Source organism: Xanthomonas sp. WHRI 8932A (assembly GCF_035012785.1).
Classification (GTDB): domain Bacteria; phylum Pseudomonadota; class Gammaproteobacteria; order Xanthomonadales; family Xanthomonadaceae; genus Xanthomonas.
Window position 1 is genome coordinate 327770 of the sequence record NZ_JAYGQQ010000007.1, and the last position, 18278, is coordinate 346047.

An 18278-nucleotide genomic window follows, 5' to 3' on the forward strand; every position below is an offset into this window, starting at 1 on the left:
TCTATGCGTACTAACGGCGGAAGGCGGAAAAGCTTTAACGGTGAATCGGCGACACGCCAGATTGCGCAAGCCCTGCGTTAATGCAGCAGGTGCGTGGCATCGAGCAGGATCATCGGTTGATGGCCCAGGCGGGCGACACCGCGGAACAGGTTGTTGGAAATACGGCACAGGCGTGCGTTGTCCGGCGGCTCGATCTGGTGATCGGTGAGGCTGGTGACGTCTTCCACGGCCGACACACGCAGGCCCATGGTTTCGCCATTTTCTTCCAGCACCACCACGCGGGTGTGCAGGTCCATGTTTACCGGCGACGAGCCCAGATGGATGCCTAGATCGATCACCGGCACCACCTGGCCACGCAGATTCATGATGCCCAGCATGGCGCTGGCGGTGCCGCGTAGCGGCAATAGCGGCACCGGCAAGACCACTTCCTGCACCTTGAGCAATTCCAGCGCATACGTTTGTTCGCCACAGCGCAGACGCAGCCAGCGGGTGCTGCGTTCGCTGGCGCGGCGCTCTGCATGGATCTTTTCGGCCTGGCCAGGCGCAAGCAGTGCCTGCAGGCCTTGCGGATATACCGGTGCCGGTGCGGCGCGTGGCGGTGCGGGCGCTGCACGCGGTGCAGGTGCCGGCACGGCGACCGGTGCGGCTTCCAGCCCGAACGCCGGGTCGGCATCCATTTCTGCCAGCAGATCGGCAGTCAGCAGATCTACCGCAGAGGAGGCGGTGCCAAAGGCCGGGTCGGCATCCATTTCGGCCATCAGATCGGCCGTACTCATGAACGGGCTGGGCGCGGCCGTGGCGAATGCCGGGTCGGCATCCATCTCGGCCAGGAAGTCGGCAGCGATGTCTGCAGCACTCGGTGCGGCGACCACGGGCGGGCCGAACGCCGGGTCGGCATCCATCTCGGCCAGGAAGTCGGCGGCGATGTCTGCAGCGCTCGGTGCGGCGACCACGGGCGGCCCGAATGCCGGGTCGGCGTCCATCTCGGCCAGGAAATCGGCGGCGATGTCGGCAGCGCTCGGTGCGGCGACCACAGGCGGTCCGAACGCCGGGTCGGCATCCATCTCGGCCAGGAAATCGGCGGCGATATCGGCAGCACTCGGTGCGGCAATCACGGGCGCACCGAGTGCCGGGTCCGAACGCAGGTCGGCCAGAAGACCGGCGGCGATGACTTCTGGCGTTGCGGCAACGGCAACCGGCGCTTCGGCGACAGCGACGTCGGTCTCTTCGATCGTGGCAAGTGCGGCAGCGGGCGCAGCGGCCAGGGTTGCAGCGGAAGGCGTGCTCGCGACGGCGGCGGGAATATCTACGCCGGCATCGTGCAGCAAGCCTTCCAGATAATCGTCCAGCTCACCGTTGGCGGTGTGGTTGCTCATGCGGCTTGCTCCATACGCATCGCGTCATCGGCCAGCACCCATTCCAGCGCGCGGCGATAGGCGGACAGGCCGCGGCCCTGATAATCGGCGCCGGTGGCGGGGACGGTCAGTGCGGCGGCATTGCAAATACGGGTGTCCATCGGAACGGCGTCTTCCCACACCACCGGTCCGTAGGTGGTCTGCATTTCTTTGAGCGTTTCGTTGCCGGCGCGGGTGCGGCGGTCGAACAAGGTCGGCAGGATCGACACCGGCAGCTCGCGGCGACGCGAGCGCTGCACCATGTCGGCGGTGCGCACCATGCTGGCCAGGCCATGCAGTGCGAGCGGCTCGGCCTGGGTCGGCACCACCACGCGGTCGCAAGCGGCCAGCGCGTTGATCATCAGCAGGCCGAGCGTAGGCGGGCAGTCGAGCAGGATGTAATCGTGTTGCCCGGCGTGGCGGGTCATGGCGTTCTGCAATGCCAGGCCCAGGCCGGGTTGATTGGCGCTACGGCGCTCCAGCGTGGCCAGTGCGGCTTGCGCGCACACATACGACAGGCCGGGGATGCTGCTTTCGTGCGCCAGGCTGGCCAGATCGCTCGGCGGGGTGCCGAACAGATCCAGTACCCCGCGCGGCGGCGGGTCGACCGCCACGCCGAACGCGCGGGTGAGCGAGGAGTGCGGGTCGAGGTCGATCAACAACACCCGATGGCCGAGCGCGGCCAAGCCGCGACCCAGCGCCAGCGTCGTGGTGGTCTTGCCTACGCCGCCCTTTTGGTTGGCGATTGCCCAGATACGCATCTCACTGCACTCCTTCAATTACGGCGGGGACGGAACTTGTGCCGCTTTCGGTGGTGACGGCCGTTTGGCCGCCGTCTGACTTGGGAAGCTTTGGCGCCCCGGCGGCGGTCGCGTGCAACTGCGATGGCGGATCGGGTGCGAGTGAGCCAGCTGAGTCAGCGAGGATGATCAACACCACACGCCGGTTCGCATTCCGTCCCGCCTCGGTTGTGTTATCGGCACGTGCGCGGAATTCTCCATAGCCCACCATCGCCAATCGTTGCGGGGCGATGCCATCGTCGGCAAACAGGTGCACCACGCTGGCCGCACGCGCCGCCGACAGCTCCCAATTGGAGGGGAACTGCAGGGTGGCGATGGGCTGGTTGTCGGTATAGCCCTCCACGCGCACGCCGTTGGGCGCATCGCGCAGCACGGACGCCAACGTGGACAGCGTTCCGCGGGCGCCGCCGGCCAGGGTGGCCGAGCCGGTACCGAACAGGATGTCGCTGTTGATCTCCACTTCGATCCACAGATCGTTGCGGCGGATGGTGATGAGTTTCTTGTCGATCAGCGGCGACAGCGTCTTGCTCAGCTGTTCGGCAACCGCGTCCATCTGCCGCTGCGCACGCGCCAGCTGGGTCTGATTGCGCAGCGACACCGGCATGCGCATCTGCGCGGCCATCGACGGCAGCAGGGTGGGGTCGGTGGGGCCATTGGACGCGGCCATCGGCGCGCCGGCCTTGATCACCGACGGGCGGTCGTAATCGGCGCCCAGGCTCTGGGTCTTGCCCAGTTGCACCGGGCTGGCGTTGGTGGACGAGCCGCCGAACGCGCTGGTCAGCGCCTGCGCCATGACCTTGTATTTGCCCTCGTTGAGCGAGGAGATGGCGTACATCACCACAAAAAATGCGAGCAGCAAGGTCATCAGGTCGGCGTACGGAATCGCCCACGCTTCGTGGTTGCCATGTTCTTCGTGGTGTTTGCGACGACGGGCCATAGCAGCTCTAATGCAAGTAGCCTGCCAATTTCGACTCGATGTTGCGCGGGTTCTCGCCCTGAGCGATCGCAATCAGCCCTTCGATCGCCATTTCGCGCTCGTTGGTGCTGCAATGGATCACGCTCTTGAGCTTGGCCGCCACCGGCAGAAACAGCAGATTGGCCGAGGCAATGCCGTAAATGGTGGCGGTAAACGCCGCCGCGATGCCGTGGCCGAGCATGGCCGGGTCGGCCAGATTCTTCATCACCGCCATCAGGCCGAGTACCGCGCCGATGATGCCCAGCGTGGGCGCATAGATGCCCATGCCCTCGAACACCTTGGCCGCGGCAAGATCCTGACGCTCCTGGTTATCGACTTCGATTTCCAGCATATGCCGCATGGATTCGGGCTCCACGCCGTCGACCAGCATCTGCAGGCCTTTGCGCAGGAAGGCATCGCTCTGGCGCGGCAGCTGATCTTCCAGGCCCAGCAGGCCCTGACGACGCGCGATGTTGCTCCATTCCACGATACGCGCCAGCAGCTGCGGCCGATCGCTGGACGGCGGCTGGATCACCCAGCGCAGGATCTTGAACGCGCGCCGGAAAACCGCCGGGGAGGTATGCAGCAGGATCGCCGCCACGGTGCCCACGATCACGATGAGGAAGGCAGCCGGCGACCACAGCGACGAAATGCCGGCGCCTTTCAACACGCTGCCGCCCACGATCGCCACGATCGCCAGCACCAGTCCGATAATGCTCAGTCTGTCCATGGAAGCGGTATCGGCCCAGGCGCGGCGGACTTGATAGATGTGGCCGGTTGGCGCGCCAGAAAGTTGTCGTTCTGGGGTATGGGTCTTCGAATTGCCAACTGCGCTGAGAGCGGTAGCGCGGCCGGGGGCCGGTTCCTCGGTCGTAAAAGGTCTCGATGAACTCAGTGGCGCCTCAGGTCAGCCCTTGCGTTACCGAGGCGGACATGGAAGACACGACCGACGAGGCACTCAAGCCCCTCTCCTGCGGGAGAGGGGTTGGGGTGAGGGTACGTCCAGGCGCGGACTGTCGATTGTAAGCTTCGGTGAGAGCGCCAGCGCGGCCGGGAATCGGCTCTTCGGCGCGGCAGACATCCTGTCTGACTCGCCGTCGCGGCACATCTGTGCGATGGCGACGGCAGCCAAGCGGCGTGTGGTGGCCAGGTCCTGGAGTAGGCCAACACGCATGTCGAGCCTGCTTTTTGCTGAGCTCGGTTGCAGTGACGGGGAGCCTGCAGGCGCTTCGGTAAACCGCGTGCGCCTGGTTTCGGGCGAGGGCGTGTTGCGGGCCGCGATGAAGCTGCTGCGGCAAGCAGGCTGTGCCGTGCTGTGCTGCATGCAAGCGTGGCGAGCCCGACCGCGCATCGTGGTGCTTGTATTGCTGCGGCCTGCTGCGCGGCAGAATGCGCTGGCGCATGGGCTGTGATACTTAGCTTTCCGTTGCATTAGAACGATCTAATCGCGTCCGCGCAGAAGGGGAGAGAAGAGGAGGGAAACCGGGTCGCCGCAACGGCGCCGGATATTTTTGCGTCACTCGCGCGGTGTTCTTGTCCGATCGTTGGATCGATACAAAGCCGCCGAAGCCGATCACTATTGGGAGAACATGATCGAAATGAACTGCATGCCATTCGCACGCAACCGCAGCACCTTGTCCGCCGGTATCGCCATCGCCTTGTTCGCGAGCGCCGCCTCCGCCACCGTCTCCGCCCAGCAGGCCGACGGCACGCCGGCGCCCGCAGGCCAGGCCGAGGTGCAGGCCACGGAGCTGGACGCTGTGACGGTGACCGGCTACCGCTACGCGATCGAAAAAAGCCTGGAGCAGAAGCGCAACGCCAACGCCGTGGTCGATGTGATCACCGCCGAGGACGTGGGCAAATTCCCCGACAAGAACGTGGCCGATGCGCTGCAGCGCGTGCCTGGCGTGGTCATCAGCCGCGACGGCGGCGAAGGCAAGAACGTCAGCGTGCGCGGTCTGTCCTCGGAGCTGGTGCTGACCGAATTGAACGGCAACTACATCGCCACCGCCGAGTCCAACGGCGACCCGACGCGCTCGTTCAACTACACGCTGCTGCCGTCGAATCTGCTGGGCAGCGCGGAGTTGTACAAGACCCCGGAAGCGCGCATCGACGAAGGCGGCATCGGCGGCACGGTGATCCTGCAGACGCGGCGCCCGCTGGAACTGGAACCACATTCCGGCTTCGTTTCCGCCGAGGGCACCTGGTCCGATACCAGCAAGAAGACCGACGGCCAGTTCTCCGGTTCGTACTCGTGGCACGACAAGGACAACCGCTTCGGTGTCTTCGTTGGCTACACGCAGCAGAAGCGCACCGCACGCACGCTCAATGCCAGTACCGAGAGCTGGCAGTGGTACGGACGCGACGAAGTCGGCCCGGCGGTCGACGTAAACGGAAATCCGTCGGACTTCAATGCCAACTGGTGGGGCGGGACCGGTTTCTGGAACCAGAACGGCAATTACTCCACCGGTTTCATGATGCCGACGGCGGTCAGCCTGGATGCCAAACGCGAGGAGCGCGAGCGCAAGGGTGGGCAGCTGACCTTGCAGTTCAAGCCAACCGACGACCTGACCCTGACCGCCAACTACTTCCGCTTCGATCTGTCGCAGAACTCGCAGACCAATACCATCAAGATCCCCGAGTGGAACATTGCCCGCTTTAACGGCGACGGCAACTGGCGCGGCGGCCGTCTGCTCGACGGGCTGCAGTTCGATCCCAGCGGCACGATTGTCACTGGCGCCGCCTACAGCCTGCGTCCGGGCAAGACCTACTATTGCAGCGAGGCGCAGGCCGCCGCAGCCGGCCTGCCGCCGGGCGGCTGGGGCTCGGATGACTGCACGGTGCCGACGCCGCAGATCACCGGCAGCTACAACATCGAGAAATCGCAGTCGCAGACGGTGGACCTGGGCGGCGAATGGCGTGGCGAGCAGGTGGACGTGTCGTTCAAGGCTGGCCGCACCTGGGCCAAGGGCGGGCCGGAGCTGCAGTTCTCCCTGCCAATCAAGCCGCGCCTGCAGAACGCCGACGGCAGCTGGACCAACGGCAACTTCGCCAGCGCCTGGGACCTGACTGGCACACCGAGCATGACGTTCTCGCCGGAGCTGATGCAGAACCTGCGCAACGGCATCCTGCAGGTCGACCTGGGCTCGACCGGCTCGTCCTGGACCCGCAATACCAATCAGCAGCAGTACGCGCAGATCGATACCACCTGGCATTTCGACGGCGAGGTCTTCGACTCGCTGCAGTTCGGCCTCAAGCGTCGCGACGGCGGCATCCACCGCAGTACCGGCAACAACTACTGGGTGTGCCCGGGCACCGATCCGGGCGACTACGACAACCGCTACTGGAACGGGCGCTGCAATGCCATCGCCACCCAGTTCTCGCCGGGCCTGCTGTTCGCGCAGGACAATCTGGCCGGTGGCGTCAACGCCAGCGCATTCCCGGCGATCAACTTCCCTGGCTACATCGGCTACTTGAACCAAACCTACGGCGCGATGCAGACCCGCAGCGAAGACAACTTCGTCTACAACGTCGACGAAGAGATCTATTCCACCTACCTGCAGCTCAACTTCCACACCGAGCGGCTGCGTGGCAACGTCGGCGTGCGGGTAGCGCGCACCGGCCAGCGTGCCGATTCCACCGACAAGGTGACCGCCTACAACGACTACTTCTTCGACGGCGCCGACGGCAGTCCGCTGGCCTGCCAGCAGGGCGCCGCCATGCCCAGCGGCGCCCCGGCCGACACCTATTGCGGGACCGAAGGCTACTGGCGTTTGTCCGACAGCGTGCAGCGCACCGAGTCGTTCGTAATCAGCGGGCTGGATCGCAACTACACCGACGTGCTGCCGAGTTTCAACCTTGCCTACGACCTGACCGAAAACCTGCTGCTGCGCGCGGCAGCCGCCAAGGTGATCGCACGTCCCAGCTACAACGACATCGCCGCGCCTGGCAGCCTGGAGTTCTACAGCCCCGAGTACGTGGCCGACCGGCGCCTGACCGGCGGTGCCAGCGAGCAGGGCTGGTACGGCTCGGGCAGCAACAAGAACCTGGAGCCGTACAAGGCCAACCAGTTCGACCTGGGGCTGGAATGGTATTTCCACCCGGGGTCGGTGGCGGGTGTGGGGCTGTTCCGCAAGAACGTGGAGAACTTCGCGGTCGACGTGATCAGCGACGTCAACATGATGGTCGACGGGCAACCGGTCACCGTGCAGAACTACAGCACCCAGGCCGGCGGCCAGGACGCGGTCTCGCAAGGTGTGGAGCTCTACGCGCAGCACACGCTGCCATTCGGTCTGGGTGTGCAGGTCAACTACACCTACAACGATGCCAGCAAGGCGGCGGTGCGGCTGGAAGACGGCACCGAGGCCGGCAAGACGTCCATGCCGGGCAGCGCCAGGAACCAGACCAACCTCACCGTGTTCTACGAAGCCGATAGCCTGCTGCTGCGCGCCTCGTACAACCGTCGTGGCGAACTGGTGCAAGGCCTGGTCAACGGGTTGAACGTCTTTGAGGAGCCGTACTACCAGATCGATGTGAACGCGGCCTACAACATCACCCCGGCGCTCAGCCTCACCGCCTCGGTGCTGAACCTGACCAAGCAGGAGTCGCGCTCGCACCTGGGCGAGGACACCCAAGCCCGCTTCTATAGCGGCGGATACGCAGGCCGGCTGGCGTACTTGGGGCTGACTTACAAGTTCTAGGTCCCAGCGTGTCGCGCCCATGCCTGCCGCGTGGCGGACGGTATGGGCGCGATGGTTTGGCGGCGGCCGGGCTGTAGTGTCGCCGTGCACGACGACACTGTCGTGTTTGCGTGGTCGTTCACCGCAGGAGCTTGTCGCTGCGGATGCCTGCACTGTCGCAGTGGCTGGCTATGGCGTTGTCTCGCAACCTTCTTCAATCGAACTGAACTGGTCGGCGATGCTGCGCTTGACTCAGAGCTCGCTGAAAGAAGTGAACCTGGAACCGGTATTTGCTGCTTGATCCATCAAGTTCATAGCGGATCCTGCTGATTAATCATCGGGTGCTGCAGTTGTGAGTGCCCTATCCAAGAGGTTGATAGGTTCACGCAGCACATCGGCCACCAAAGCAAATTCTTCTAGGATAAGACCGCCTTGCGGTGCCTTGAAGTGGACGACTTCGAAGCGGGATATGTCCGTATTCTCCGGCAGCGACTCGATTGCAAAAATGAGCTGGTGGTGCTCTCCAGCTGCGGATGCCGCGGTTTCGATCATGTTCCTGAGGTTCTCTGGGTCCTGGCCGGATTGCTGAGGCGTGTCCATGACGAATGGGAAGATCGGCGTGTCTCCGTGCTCTACGTTGGTATCTAGTAACGCAAGATGCATCGCCAACACTGATCGAGGGGCGAAGCTTCCGCCAGCACCGGCGCGGTCGCCGGCCTTCACCTTCTCGGCTTGCTCAGCAAGGGGGATGTTTAGCGCGTTGGAATACGTGGAGACGCGGCCGGAGTAATACTCTTGGACGGCCTTCTTCCTTTTCTTATCTTCCAGCATTTTCAACTCATTCCGGAGATCGTATTCCTCGAGAATTAGTCGATCATGTTCCGCTTGGATGGGGGCGGCGGCATTCCTGAATGCGACGTCGAGAGTGCGACGGCTTTCGGTAGCGAGCAAATCGCTAAGCTGAAGATCAGCCTTCCGATTCAGGGTTTCTGTCTCGTATTGCTCAACCTTCTGGCCGACTTCTGCCAACAGCTGTCGGAGCATGAGTTCCTCATCGTCGACAGCGCTCCGCTGGTCTCCCAGTTCTTGAACCAGTGCGGCCATGGTGTCGGCATCGACGGAGAGGGTCAGGCGGGCATGGAACGAGTTCTGATGGTTAACACCGCAGGTGGGGCACTCGATCGGGCCAGGGGGGAGATCTGAGAGGTACGCAATGTCTGCGTCCAGATCACGCTGAGCAGCACCGGCGAGCTTCAGTTCAGAGCGAAGTTGCTCCCGACGGGACACGACGCTGATGAGCTTCGCCTTCGTCGAAACTTGAAGCTCAAGAGCTTGCTTGGCTTGTCTCCCAAGACGCGCCAGTTCTTCATGAAATGACTGTAGGTCAAGACGAGGCAGCTCCGGCGGAAGCGATTTTTGAACCTGATCAAAGGCATTGGAATGCGCGTCTAGCTCACGCTGCTTCTCATTGGCCTTTGCTGAAGCGGCTTCTTGGCGCTGCTTTGCTTGGAACCAAGCGTTGGGCTTCAGGCCAATAAATGCCTCAAATGTTGGCTTCGCCCATTGCTTGAACTGCGATAGCTTCTCAAATGTTGACCATTTAATGCCCCAGCCACCATCTTGATCCAAGTAGAAGGGGGTCAGAAGATGTTCCATGCTGGCTTGGCCGGGCCCGCCGCCGTGCCTCGTCAAGGGGAGGCGATAGCCAAAGATTTTGGCCAAGTGCAGGTCCCAGTCGCCAACCCGCTCGGTGGAGAATTGAAGTGCCCCGTTGCTAAACAGTCCCAGTCGCTTGCCATGGCGCAATGCAAGGTATTCCCTATCCGAGTAGGCGAACGAAACGGCTGCAATCGCGTTGGGGTCCCACGCACCCCGATCCTTACGAGGTGGGAGGCAACCAAGTGCCCAGAACAAGTTTTTAGTGATTCTCGACTTGCCCATCCCGTTCTTGCCCAGCAAGAGCGTCCGGGGTCCCAGGTCCAACTTGCGTGCGCGCCTGTCTCGCTGCGACAGCAAATAGAGCGTCTTGAAGGTGACGTTTCGGATCATGCGCTTGCCTCAGGTTGCGAACCAAGCGCAGCAGGGAATAGGTCGACGTCGATTCCATCGTTGAGCACCAGTAGGGCGAGGGCGTTTATGTAACCCGGCTTGAGGCCGGCGAATTCGGAAGGTGAGGCACTGACGGTTTGATTGACCAGGCTATCCATAAGGGCTCTCAGCGGTAGGCTGCAGGCGGTCAGGGTAAGGTGGGACAGGTGGGTCGCAAGCGCTGCGACACAGGCCTTAAACTGATCGTTGGTCCGATCGACCATGTGTGCAAGGACCGTGGTTCGTTCGGCCTTGATGGCTCTGAGCTCAAGGAAGGGATGGCCGGCAGCCGCAAGCTGTTGAATCGCATCGTCAAGCTGATCGCAGGCTTGGTGGGTAGTGCCAGCGGCTTCGGAAAGCGCTTGGATCGCATCCGCTCTGGACAGAAGCCGGCTCTGCAATTCAAGGAGCGTCTTGGCATAGCTTGTATGCGAAGCTTTCGATTGCAGAATGGAAGCCAGATAGCGTGCTGCAACCGTGGGATTCGGGATGTTGAATGGAATCTTGCCCGAGGCGCTCAAGTCAGCCAGCTTGCCGGCAAGGAAAACGTACTGCTCTCCGAGCGGAAGATTGGTTCGATGTAGCGCCCAGTCTGCGAGGTCAACCTCTGCCAAGCCGATGGCTAGCTGTTTGGCGATCTTCTCTTGGATCTCGTTTTGCTCCGCAGGGCTCAGGCTGGTGAGCTGGCAGTGAGAGCTGGACATGCCAGCAGCGATCTTCACAGCCAGGTTCGACACGAAGCGCAGCTTTGTCGGATGCCCCGCGAACTCGGTCCGGCGCTTGTGAAGCTTGGCCAGGATGGAAGGGTCGTGTGGTTTGTTCTTCCGCTTAGCGCCTTGGCGGTGGAGGTCTTTCAAGCCCCAACCGCCGGCCTGCTCGTTTTTCTTGATCTGGCAGAACTCGACGCTGGTGGGGTTGGCCGCGGAATCAAGAATGGCGACATCCTCTTTGACTTCCATGCCTACGGCGAAGTCCTCATTGGACTCCAGCAACTCGGCAACGACGAGTGCCCCCCACCACTGCTGAAAAGTGAATCCCAGCGTCGCGTTAGCGCCGGTCTTCTCATCGGCGGGGGTATCCCCTAAAAGTGCTTCCAGCGCCTTTGGAAGCGGCGCGGTCTCGTCCTTAAGTGCCATGACTGCCCTAATGTTCCCCTGCGTTGAAGCCTACATCATGGCGTCAGCGCATTGCGACCGGGACGGGGGGCGCAAAGGGGAACGGCGGCTCATTTTCTTGTTGCGATGGCGCTGCGACGCGACTTCAAAGACAGATTGGTCGCGAGCAGGCGTTGTGTCGCGAGCACTCAGGGCCAGAAATAACAGTTCCAGGTTTACTTCCACTGCAGCCTGGCCGTCGCCAAACCACGCGCCCATGCCTGCCACGCGTCGGTATGGGCGCGACGGTTCGGATCTAGGGTCATCTGCACCAGCTGCGTTACCTGCAGTTTGAAGGCGTTATCAACGGCTGCGGTTTTTCGTTGTATCTAACGCGGGCTCGTGGGGGAGGGTCATTCCAATCGAGGGTCTACGAGCATTAGACAAGCACACCACCGTGTATCCGCACGTAGCAGCGAGGCTGGAGGAAAACGACAACGGCCGCAGTACGCGGCCGTTGTCGTTAGATCAGGCAGCCAGGATCGTCTGACGATTCCCGATTGCAAAGATCAATGATCGCTGGAGCGCAATCCATCCGTATCTAGGATCAGCTCCATGCGGCCGTCGCCGATCAGGGTGGCATCGGCGTAGCCGGGTAGGCCGCGCAGGGTGTGGGGTAGGGGTTTGATCACGAAAGAAGTGAATCTGAAAACGTTATTTGAATACATGGGCATGCAGCTTGCAGCCCTTGGCCTGTAGGGTCTCGGACCGTGATGGGGTCAGGTGCACTTATCAGGCGAAGGCGTTCGGCTTGCGTGGCCCTTATGGAACTTCGCCAGCGGCGCACACAGCCGCGCGAGACCCGCCAGCGTGTATTGACACGCCAGACCGTGCACTTGCAATCTAGGCCCAAGGAGCGTCGAAACTCCTCACACAGCGGTACCCACCTCCGTCAAACCGGTGGGTTTTTTGTGCCTGCATCCTGCAGGTACAAGCCGATGCGATGCCTGCGTCGGGAGGGCGGCTAATACAACACCCGCAAGGGGAATACGCCCGCCGGCTGTGTGCGGTTTCGAACCTCCCGACATCCCGTCGCCATTGGCGGCGGTTCTTGGGTTGTTCCAGGAGGGCGTTGCCATGTGTGCCGCACCATCCATGCTGGCGTCTGTGCCGGTTGATCTATTGCCAGCGTCCGCTCACCGCCTGCTGCTAGATGTAGGCGGGATGCTGCGCCAGCTCGCCGCACGCGCAGCTGTTGAGCAGGCGAGCGCCCATTGCGCGCATACGCTGAGTTGCCAGTCCGCTATGCTGCCGCACACCTCGTGCCGCCGGTCCGCACGCAGGGCCATGGCGCTGCAGCAGTGCGTTGCCGCATCCATCACCCGCCACCAGCCGGAGGCGCCATGACACGCCGCCGTCCACCTACGGCATCTGCAAGCGCACGGCCCACCGGCACGCGTAAGCGCCCCGCGCCGCCCAAGCGGGTGCAGTGGGTCGTTGTGGAACCCGACCGCACCAAGCTGCCACCGATGCTGCCGCCCGACCCGGACGCCTCCCCGCAAGGCCCCGGCACGCTACGCGCACCCCGCCGCGCCCGCCGCCCGCGCCAATGCACCGTCAGCTACACCCATTACCCCGGCGCCCACAATCACGGCGGCGACCAGCACGTACCCCATGTGCGCCTCAGTGGCCTATGGCTGGAACAACTGGGCTTTGCCATTGGCACCAAGCTGCGTATCACTGCCAGCGCGGGGCAACTGCTGATGGAAGTGTTGCCGCCGGTGGAGGTGCCGGCCAAGGCGTACAGCGTGCGGCGATGATGGTGCGGGTGACAGAGACCTGCGATTGACCTCAGTGCCGCATGCTACTAGCGTCGCAGCGACATCAGCGCACTACGGACGCTTCATGATCGCGCGCCCTCTCTACGCCTTGCTCGCCACCCTGGCTCTGGGAGCTTGCGCCCACGCGGCGGGCGGCGCAGCTCCGGCAACCGTCACGGAGACATCCTCCTTGAGTTCATCCAGCCCTGCCACTGTGCCGCCTGACAAGCCCACTGCGGAGGGTTTGCTTGGCCACCTGCTTGCGTTGATCAAAGGCAGCCAGACCATTTCCGACTTCACTCCCGAGCGTCTGAAGTCAGCAATAGGGCAGGTCGTTCAATTCGTAAAAGACGATGAACCCCTATACCGTGCTTTTGGCCGGCTCACCAAAGAGTGGAGCTACGGCTTTGGTGTTGATGAAACCAAACTCGATGGACGCTGGTTTGAATTCCGTTTTAATCGCAATGTGGCCGGTGCATCGCCTTCAATGACCGAGATCTGTCGTCTGGACTTCGACCGCTTCACCCAGCAGCTTGAGCTAATGGGATTTGCGCGCGAGCGCAATATCGTCGAGGACGGCCGCTGGATGAGCGATTTCTTCACGCGCCCAGGGATGCATATAGAGGTTTTTCCACGAGGCGAGGCTGTGGAGCCGCAAGATTTGGTGGCGCACAAATGCGTCGAATGGGTCTATATCCGATAAGCCGAGGTAGCGGACATGTCACTCAGCCCTGGAGTTGTCAGGCCTCATAAAGCAATGCGTGCATATGGCATTGGGGGTAGTTGAGAGGCGTGCATGACACAGTGTTATTGAAAAACTGTCAAAATTCCCACTGCAGCACCAACACTCATTGGAGAAAGGCCGTGCCCCTTGCAAACGATCGAATGCGCTTTGCACTCACGGCATTGATTACCTGTCTGATCGCTGGCTGCAGCATGCAACCGCCGCCTGCAAACGTGCCTATCGCAAAGGAGCAGATAGAGATGAGAACGGTCGTCCCGTTGGTACGGAGCTTGACCCCACATGATCGTGGGCCTACAGAGCTGGAATTCGATGTGCCCGCACTGCCCGACGACGCGACTCCGCCCGTTTTCATCGGTGTGCGGATCACCGGTGTCGATCCAACTGCCGTCTCCCAAAGTGCTGACAGGCTGATTAGCGCTGGTGTTTCGGCCGAGCTCCACTTGGAGCGTATTGAACCATCCGGTCCGGTCGCCGTGGAATTGCAGCGTAGTCAGCGTGTGGGAGTAGGTCAGCAGGCGTCCATTCCCTTGTCAGCTGATGGTATGGCGCCTGGTCTGTTCGCTTTTGATGCGGACGGTACGACGCTGCAGGACGCCGGTTTGTCTACTGAGCAGACCGCGTCCAGGGAGTTGGCGTTCGGCTATAGCAATGCTGTCCAGCCAGGCCGTTATCGGCTCAAACTGCGCTTTGATCAGAACGCCGAGGCGCTGGTTGCGGCTAATGCGCAACTTCTTGTCGCTTACACCTACAAAGGAAAGTGAGGGGAATGAGCATGGATGATCATGAAAAGCGCTATGCAGTCACTGTCTACGTCGCTGCCGCAGGTACGCCGTTGATAGCCGGAGGCACATCCTTTGGTGGTCATATGTACTACTCGATTGACGACGGAACGACTGTCAAAAGTTATGGGTTCTCGCCTATCAAGCATGGCGAGGCTAGCGGGCCAGGAAAAGTTTCGTTCAATGATGTCGACACCTATCAAAAACCTTATTACTCACGCACGATGGAGATCGATAAGGCACAGTATGAAAAGCTGGAGGCCTTCGGCGCGGCCCCTGCTAAGCACGGATTCAATATGGAATATCACGGTGCTAAAAACAGTTGCATCGACTTCACATGGGATGCGCTCAATCATGCTGGACTGCACCGGAAGACAAAAGATGGAGTTGATAAAGGATTTGAGGGGGATATCAGACCCGTAGAAAACGTAGATGATATCAAGAGCATTCCTGCTCCTATGCCTAAAAGTGAGTTGAATGAGGAGCACAACAATCCGAAGCCCAAGCAGGAACTTTGGCAGAAGGTGATTGGCGAGGCGCGGTCGCCCGGTGAGCAGGTATCTCCGCTACAGGAAGCAGCGCAGGTTGCGAGACTTCCAACAGATCCGCTGTATCGCCAAGCAGAAGAGGCCGTTCGCCGCCTTGAGCAGGGTCTCGGTCGGGAGTACGACGACAACAGCGCCCGGCTGGCAGCAAGCAGCGCACATCTGGCCAAAGAAAACGGACTGTCGCGGATCGATCATGTCGTGCTGAGCGAGAACACCAAGTCCGTACAGCAGGGCGAGAATGTTTTCGTTGTAGAAGGTGCGTTGAGCGATCCCGCTCACAAGATGGCGCATATGAAGACGAGTGATGCGATTGCGCAGCCCGTCGAGCAATCCTTGGCGCAATTGCAGGCCTTGGGCGAAACGCAGCGCCAACAGCAATCCCAGCAGCAGGAGCAACAGCGAGAGCAGTCGATTGCGCCTCAACACCGGATGGTGTGAGGGCTAGTGAAGTAACGGTTCCGAAATAACGGTTCCAGTTTCACTTCCACGGCAGCCTGGCCGTCGCCAAACCATCGCGCCCATGCCTGCGCGCGTAGCGGCATAGATCGGCAGCGATGCTGCTAGTGAAACGACAACGGCCGCAGTACGCGGCCGTTGTCGTTAGATCAGGCAGCCAGGATCGTCTTCCCGATTCCCGATTCCCGATTCCCGATTCCCGATTCCAAAGATCAATGATCGCTGGAGCGCAATCCATCCACATCCAGGATCAGCGCCATTCGGCCGTCGCCGATGAGGGTGGCGCCGGCATAGCCGGGCAGGCCGCGCAGGGCGCGGGGGAGGGGCTTGATCACTACTTCCTCGCGGCCGCGGACCTGATCCACCACCAGGCCGAAGCGGGTTTCGCCGGCCTGCAGCAGCACCACGGTCAGCAGCGGCGGTTGATCGGCGGGCACGCCCAGCCAGCGGCGCAGGTCGATCAGCGGCAACGTGTGCGATCGGCGGTCCAGCACGGCGCGGCCGTCGAACCAGCCCAGCGAGGTCTGCGGTGCGTGCAGCACTTCGACCACGCGCGCCAGCGGCAGGGCGTACACCGCTTCGCCGGCCTGCACCAATAGCGTGGGCAGGATGGCCAGGGTCAACGGCACGCGAATCATGAAGCGGCTGCCACGGCCCAGTTCGGACTGGATCTGGATCTGCCCGCTCAACTCGCGGATACGCGACTGCACCACGTCCATGCCGACGCCGCGGCCGGAGATATCGGTGACTTCGGCCTTGGTCGAAAAGCCCGGCATGAAGATCAGATGCAGACACTCGTCGGTGCTCAGACGCGCAGCTGCTTCGGCATCGATCAGGCCCTTGTTGCGGGCGATTTCACGCAGACGTTCCGGGTCGATGCCGGCGCCGTCGTCCTGGATTTCGATGCTGACGTAGTCGCCTTCCTGCTGCGCAGACAGGCGCACATGGCCGCTGCGTGGTTTGCCAGTGGCTTCGCGCAATGCCGGCGATTCGATGCCGTGGTCGATCGCATTGCGCACCAGATGCACCAGCGGGTCGGCCAAGGCTTCGACCAGATTACGATCGAGCTCGGTTTCGGCGCCGACCAGTTCCAGCTCAACTTCCTTAGACAGGGTGCGCGCAACGTCGCGGGCCACCTTGGGGAAGCGCGAGAACACCTTGCTCACCGGCTGCATGCGGGTGCGCATGACCGCGGTCTGTAGGCGGGCGGTGGCGATATCCAGCACGCTGACCGCGCGGTCGAGTTCTTCATCGCGCAGACGGGTGCGCAAGGTCTTCAACCGGTTACGCGAGAGCACCAGTTCGCCGATCAGATTGACGATGGCGTCCAGGCGCTTGGTATCCACGCGCACGGTCTGTTCGGCTTCGGCGCCACCCTTGGCGCCAGCTTTCGGTGCGGCCTTGGCGCCCGGCGCCGGCGCGGCATGGCCGTCGTCGTGCGCAGGCGCCGCAGCTGCGGCCTTGGGCGCGGCCTTGACCGCCGGCGGTCCGCTCTTGGCATCGAACTGTGCGATCAGCGACGGCGGTGCATGCGGCACGGGTTCGCCCGAGCCCATTGCATCCAGCATGGCCTGCAGATAATCCAGCGACTGCTGCGCGGCATCGAAGTGATGCGCCTGCAGCACTGCCTGGCCCGAGCGCGCCATGCCGAGGGTTTCTTCGGCGGCGTGGCACAGCTCCACCATGGGCTTGATCGCCAGAAAGCCGGCGCCGCCCTTGAGCGTGTGGAAGCCGCGGAACACCGCGTTGAGCTGGTCGGCTTCGTCTGGCGCCTGTTCCAGCGACACCAGCTGTTCGCCGAGGCGATCCAGGATTTCCTGGGCCTCGACGATGAAATCGGCAGCAATATCGTCTGGAACAGCACTCATGGTTACAACCCCAATCCGGACAGCAAATCGTCGGCGTCGTCTTGCGACACCGCGTGACGGTCCAGGCCCTTGACCGCAGGACCGGCAAGACCGCCGTCGTCTTTCTTCGGCTCGGTGCTCTTGGGCGGCAGGCCCAGCGCGCCGAAGCCTTCATGCACGCGGCGCACGATCCCGGCCACGCGGCGAATGATCTGCCCGCTGAGGTCCTGGTAGCTCTGCGCCAGCGACAGCTCGGTGAGGTTGTGGCGCATCTGGTCCATCAGCGCGCCCTGGTCCTGATTCAGACCGCCGTCGCGCAGCTTGTTGGCCAGCTCGCGGCATTCTTCGACCAGATCCAGGGTGCGATGGCTGGCCTTTTCGGTCATTTCCACCACGTGGTCCAGGCGCGAGCAGGCATCGTCCAGTTCGCCGGCTTCTTCGGGCACGGTGGGCAGCTCGCCCAGCGCCTGCCCAAGTTCGCGCGCGAGCCGGCTCAGGCCCTGCATCATCGGACGCGTGCGCAGGGCGGCGAGGTGATCGACCTCGCGCTTCCACGCAGCTTCGTCACCGCTTTCCAGTGCATCAAGCGCACCTTGCAGACGCTCGATCAACGCAGCGCGTTCGGCATTCGTCTCCACGGTGGCGTTCATCAGGCGGTCGCCGCCAGACGTTCGAACACCTTGCCCAGCTTTTCTTCCAGCGTCTGCGCGGTGAACGGCTTGATGATGTAGCCGTTGACGCCGCACTGCGCCGCTTCGATGATCTGCTCGCGCTTGGCTTCGGCGGTCACCATCATCACCGGCAGGTGCTTGAGCTTGGCGTCGGCGCGGATGTTGCGCAGCAGGTCGATGCCGGTCATGCCGGGCATGTTCCAGTCCGTCACCACGAAATCGAACGGGCCAGAGCGCAATGCAGCCAGCGCGCTGTTGCCGTCTTCGGCCTCTGCGGTATTGGTGAAGCCGAGATCTGCCAACAGATTCTTGACGATACGTCGCATCGTCGAGAAGTCGTCCACGATCAGGATCCGCATGTTCTTATTCACATCAAGCTCCTAACACGAAAAAATACGCGAA

At 62.3% G+C, this 18278-nt stretch carries 16 protein-coding genes; 6 read left to right on the forward strand and 10 right to left on the reverse strand.

What is annotated here, in order from left to right:
- Positions 1-77: 77 nt before the first annotated feature.
- Genes VC212_RS13635 through VC212_RS13650 form a run of 4 tightly spaced genes read right to left on the reverse strand, consistent with a single transcriptional unit; the run spans position 78 to position 3879 of the window.
- On the reverse strand, positions 78-1376 hold the full coding sequence (locus tag VC212_RS13635) for a chemotaxis protein CheW (protein ID WP_323526071.1): 1299 nt from the start codon (positions 1374-1376) through the stop codon (positions 78-80).
- Positions 1373-2155 (reverse strand): ParA family protein, encoded by a 783-nt coding sequence (locus VC212_RS13640; protein WP_055846604.1) that lies wholly within the window; start codon positions 2153-2155, stop codon positions 1373-1375. The genes VC212_RS13635 and VC212_RS13640 overlap by 4 nt, the downstream gene beginning before the upstream one ends.
- A 1-nt stretch (position 2156) precedes the next feature.
- Positions 2157-3131, reverse strand: a complete 975-nt coding sequence (motD, locus tag VC212_RS13645) for a flagellar motor protein MotD (RefSeq protein WP_055846606.1) — start codon at positions 3129-3131, stop codon at positions 2157-2159.
- Positions 3132-3138: 7 nt separating this feature from the next.
- Positions 3139-3879, reverse strand: coding sequence for a flagellar motor protein (locus tag VC212_RS13650; protein ID WP_115512904.1), 741 nt, complete (start codon positions 3877-3879; stop codon positions 3139-3141).
- A 442-nt stretch (positions 3880-4321) separates the two neighbouring features.
- On the opposite strand from VC212_RS13650, the gene VC212_RS13655 reads away from it, so the two are divergent.
- Both VC212_RS13655 and VC212_RS13660 read left to right on the forward strand, forming a co-directional pair.
- Entirely contained in the window at positions 4322-4561 is a 240-nt protein-coding gene (locus VC212_RS13655; protein WP_238691796.1) for a hypothetical protein, read from the forward strand.
- Positions 4562-4693: 132 nt separating this feature from the next.
- Positions 4694-7849: a TonB-dependent receptor gene (locus tag VC212_RS13660; protein WP_193589291.1), complete on the forward strand. Its 3156-nt coding sequence runs from the start codon at positions 4694-4696 to the stop codon at positions 7847-7849.
- A gap of 309 nt (positions 7850-8158) precedes the next feature.
- On the opposite strand, the gene VC212_RS13665 is transcribed toward VC212_RS13660, so the two are convergent.
- From VC212_RS13665 to VC212_RS13675, 3 genes are all read right to left on the reverse strand, one after another.
- Positions 8159-9877 (reverse strand): hypothetical protein, encoded by a 1719-nt coding sequence (locus VC212_RS13665; protein ID WP_115553749.1) that lies wholly within the window; start codon positions 9875-9877, stop codon positions 8159-8161.
- Positions 9874-11052, reverse strand: a complete 1179-nt coding sequence (locus VC212_RS13670) for a dsDNA nuclease domain-containing protein (RefSeq protein WP_323526072.1) — start codon at positions 11050-11052, stop codon at positions 9874-9876. Before VC212_RS13670 ends, VC212_RS13665 begins: the two co-directional genes overlap by 4 nt.
- Before the next feature lie 527 nt (positions 11053-11579).
- On the reverse strand, positions 11580-11744 hold the full coding sequence (locus VC212_RS13675; protein ID WP_162604235.1) for a hypothetical protein: 165 nt from the start codon (positions 11742-11744) through the stop codon (positions 11580-11582).
- A 669-nt stretch (positions 11745-12413) separates the two neighbouring features.
- On the opposite strand from VC212_RS13675, the gene VC212_RS13680 reads away from it, so the two are divergent.
- The 4 genes from VC212_RS13680 to VC212_RS13695 all read left to right on the forward strand — a co-directional run bounded on the left by VC212_RS13680 (position 12414) and on the right by VC212_RS13695 (position 15340).
- Positions 12414-12830 carry a SymE family type I addiction module toxin gene (locus VC212_RS13680; RefSeq protein ID WP_323526073.1) on the forward strand — a complete coding sequence of 139 codons (417 nt, stop codon included), beginning with the start codon at positions 12414-12416 and terminating at the stop codon, positions 12828-12830.
- A gap of 85 nt (positions 12831-12915) precedes the next feature.
- Entirely contained in the window at positions 12916-13533 is a 618-nt protein-coding gene (locus VC212_RS13685; RefSeq protein WP_115553752.1) for a hypothetical protein, read from the forward strand.
- 353 nt (positions 13534-13886) lie between these two features.
- Positions 13887-14336: a hypothetical protein gene (locus VC212_RS13690; RefSeq protein WP_323526074.1), complete on the forward strand. Its 450-nt coding sequence runs from the start codon at positions 13887-13889 to the stop codon at positions 14334-14336.
- Positions 14337-14440: 104 nt separating this feature from the next.
- Positions 14441-15340: an XVIPCD domain-containing protein gene (locus tag VC212_RS13695; RefSeq protein ID WP_323526095.1), complete on the forward strand. Its 900-nt coding sequence runs from the start codon at positions 14441-14443 to the stop codon at positions 15338-15340.
- A gap of 230 nt (positions 15341-15570) precedes the next feature.
- Here VC212_RS13695 and VC212_RS13700 read toward each other — a convergent pair whose 3' ends face one another.
- From VC212_RS13700 to cheY, 3 genes are read right to left on the reverse strand one after another with little or no spacing between them, the layout of a single operon-like run.
- A complete protein-coding gene (locus VC212_RS13700; protein ID WP_311240497.1) occupies positions 15571-17226 on the reverse strand; it encodes a chemotaxis protein CheA in 1656 nt (551 codons plus the stop codon).
- A gap of 2 nt (positions 17227-17228) precedes the next feature.
- Complete coding sequence (locus VC212_RS13705) at positions 17229-17855, reverse strand: protein phosphatase CheZ (protein ID WP_055854552.1); 627 nt, start codon at positions 17853-17855, stop codon at positions 17229-17231.
- Positions 17855-18247 carry a chemotaxis response regulator CheY gene (gene cheY / locus VC212_RS13710; RefSeq protein ID WP_055854550.1) on the reverse strand — a complete coding sequence of 131 codons (393 nt, stop codon included), beginning with the start codon at positions 18245-18247 and terminating at the stop codon, positions 17855-17857. Before cheY ends, VC212_RS13705 begins: the two co-directional genes overlap by 1 nt.
- Positions 18248-18278 lie beyond the last annotated feature (31 nt).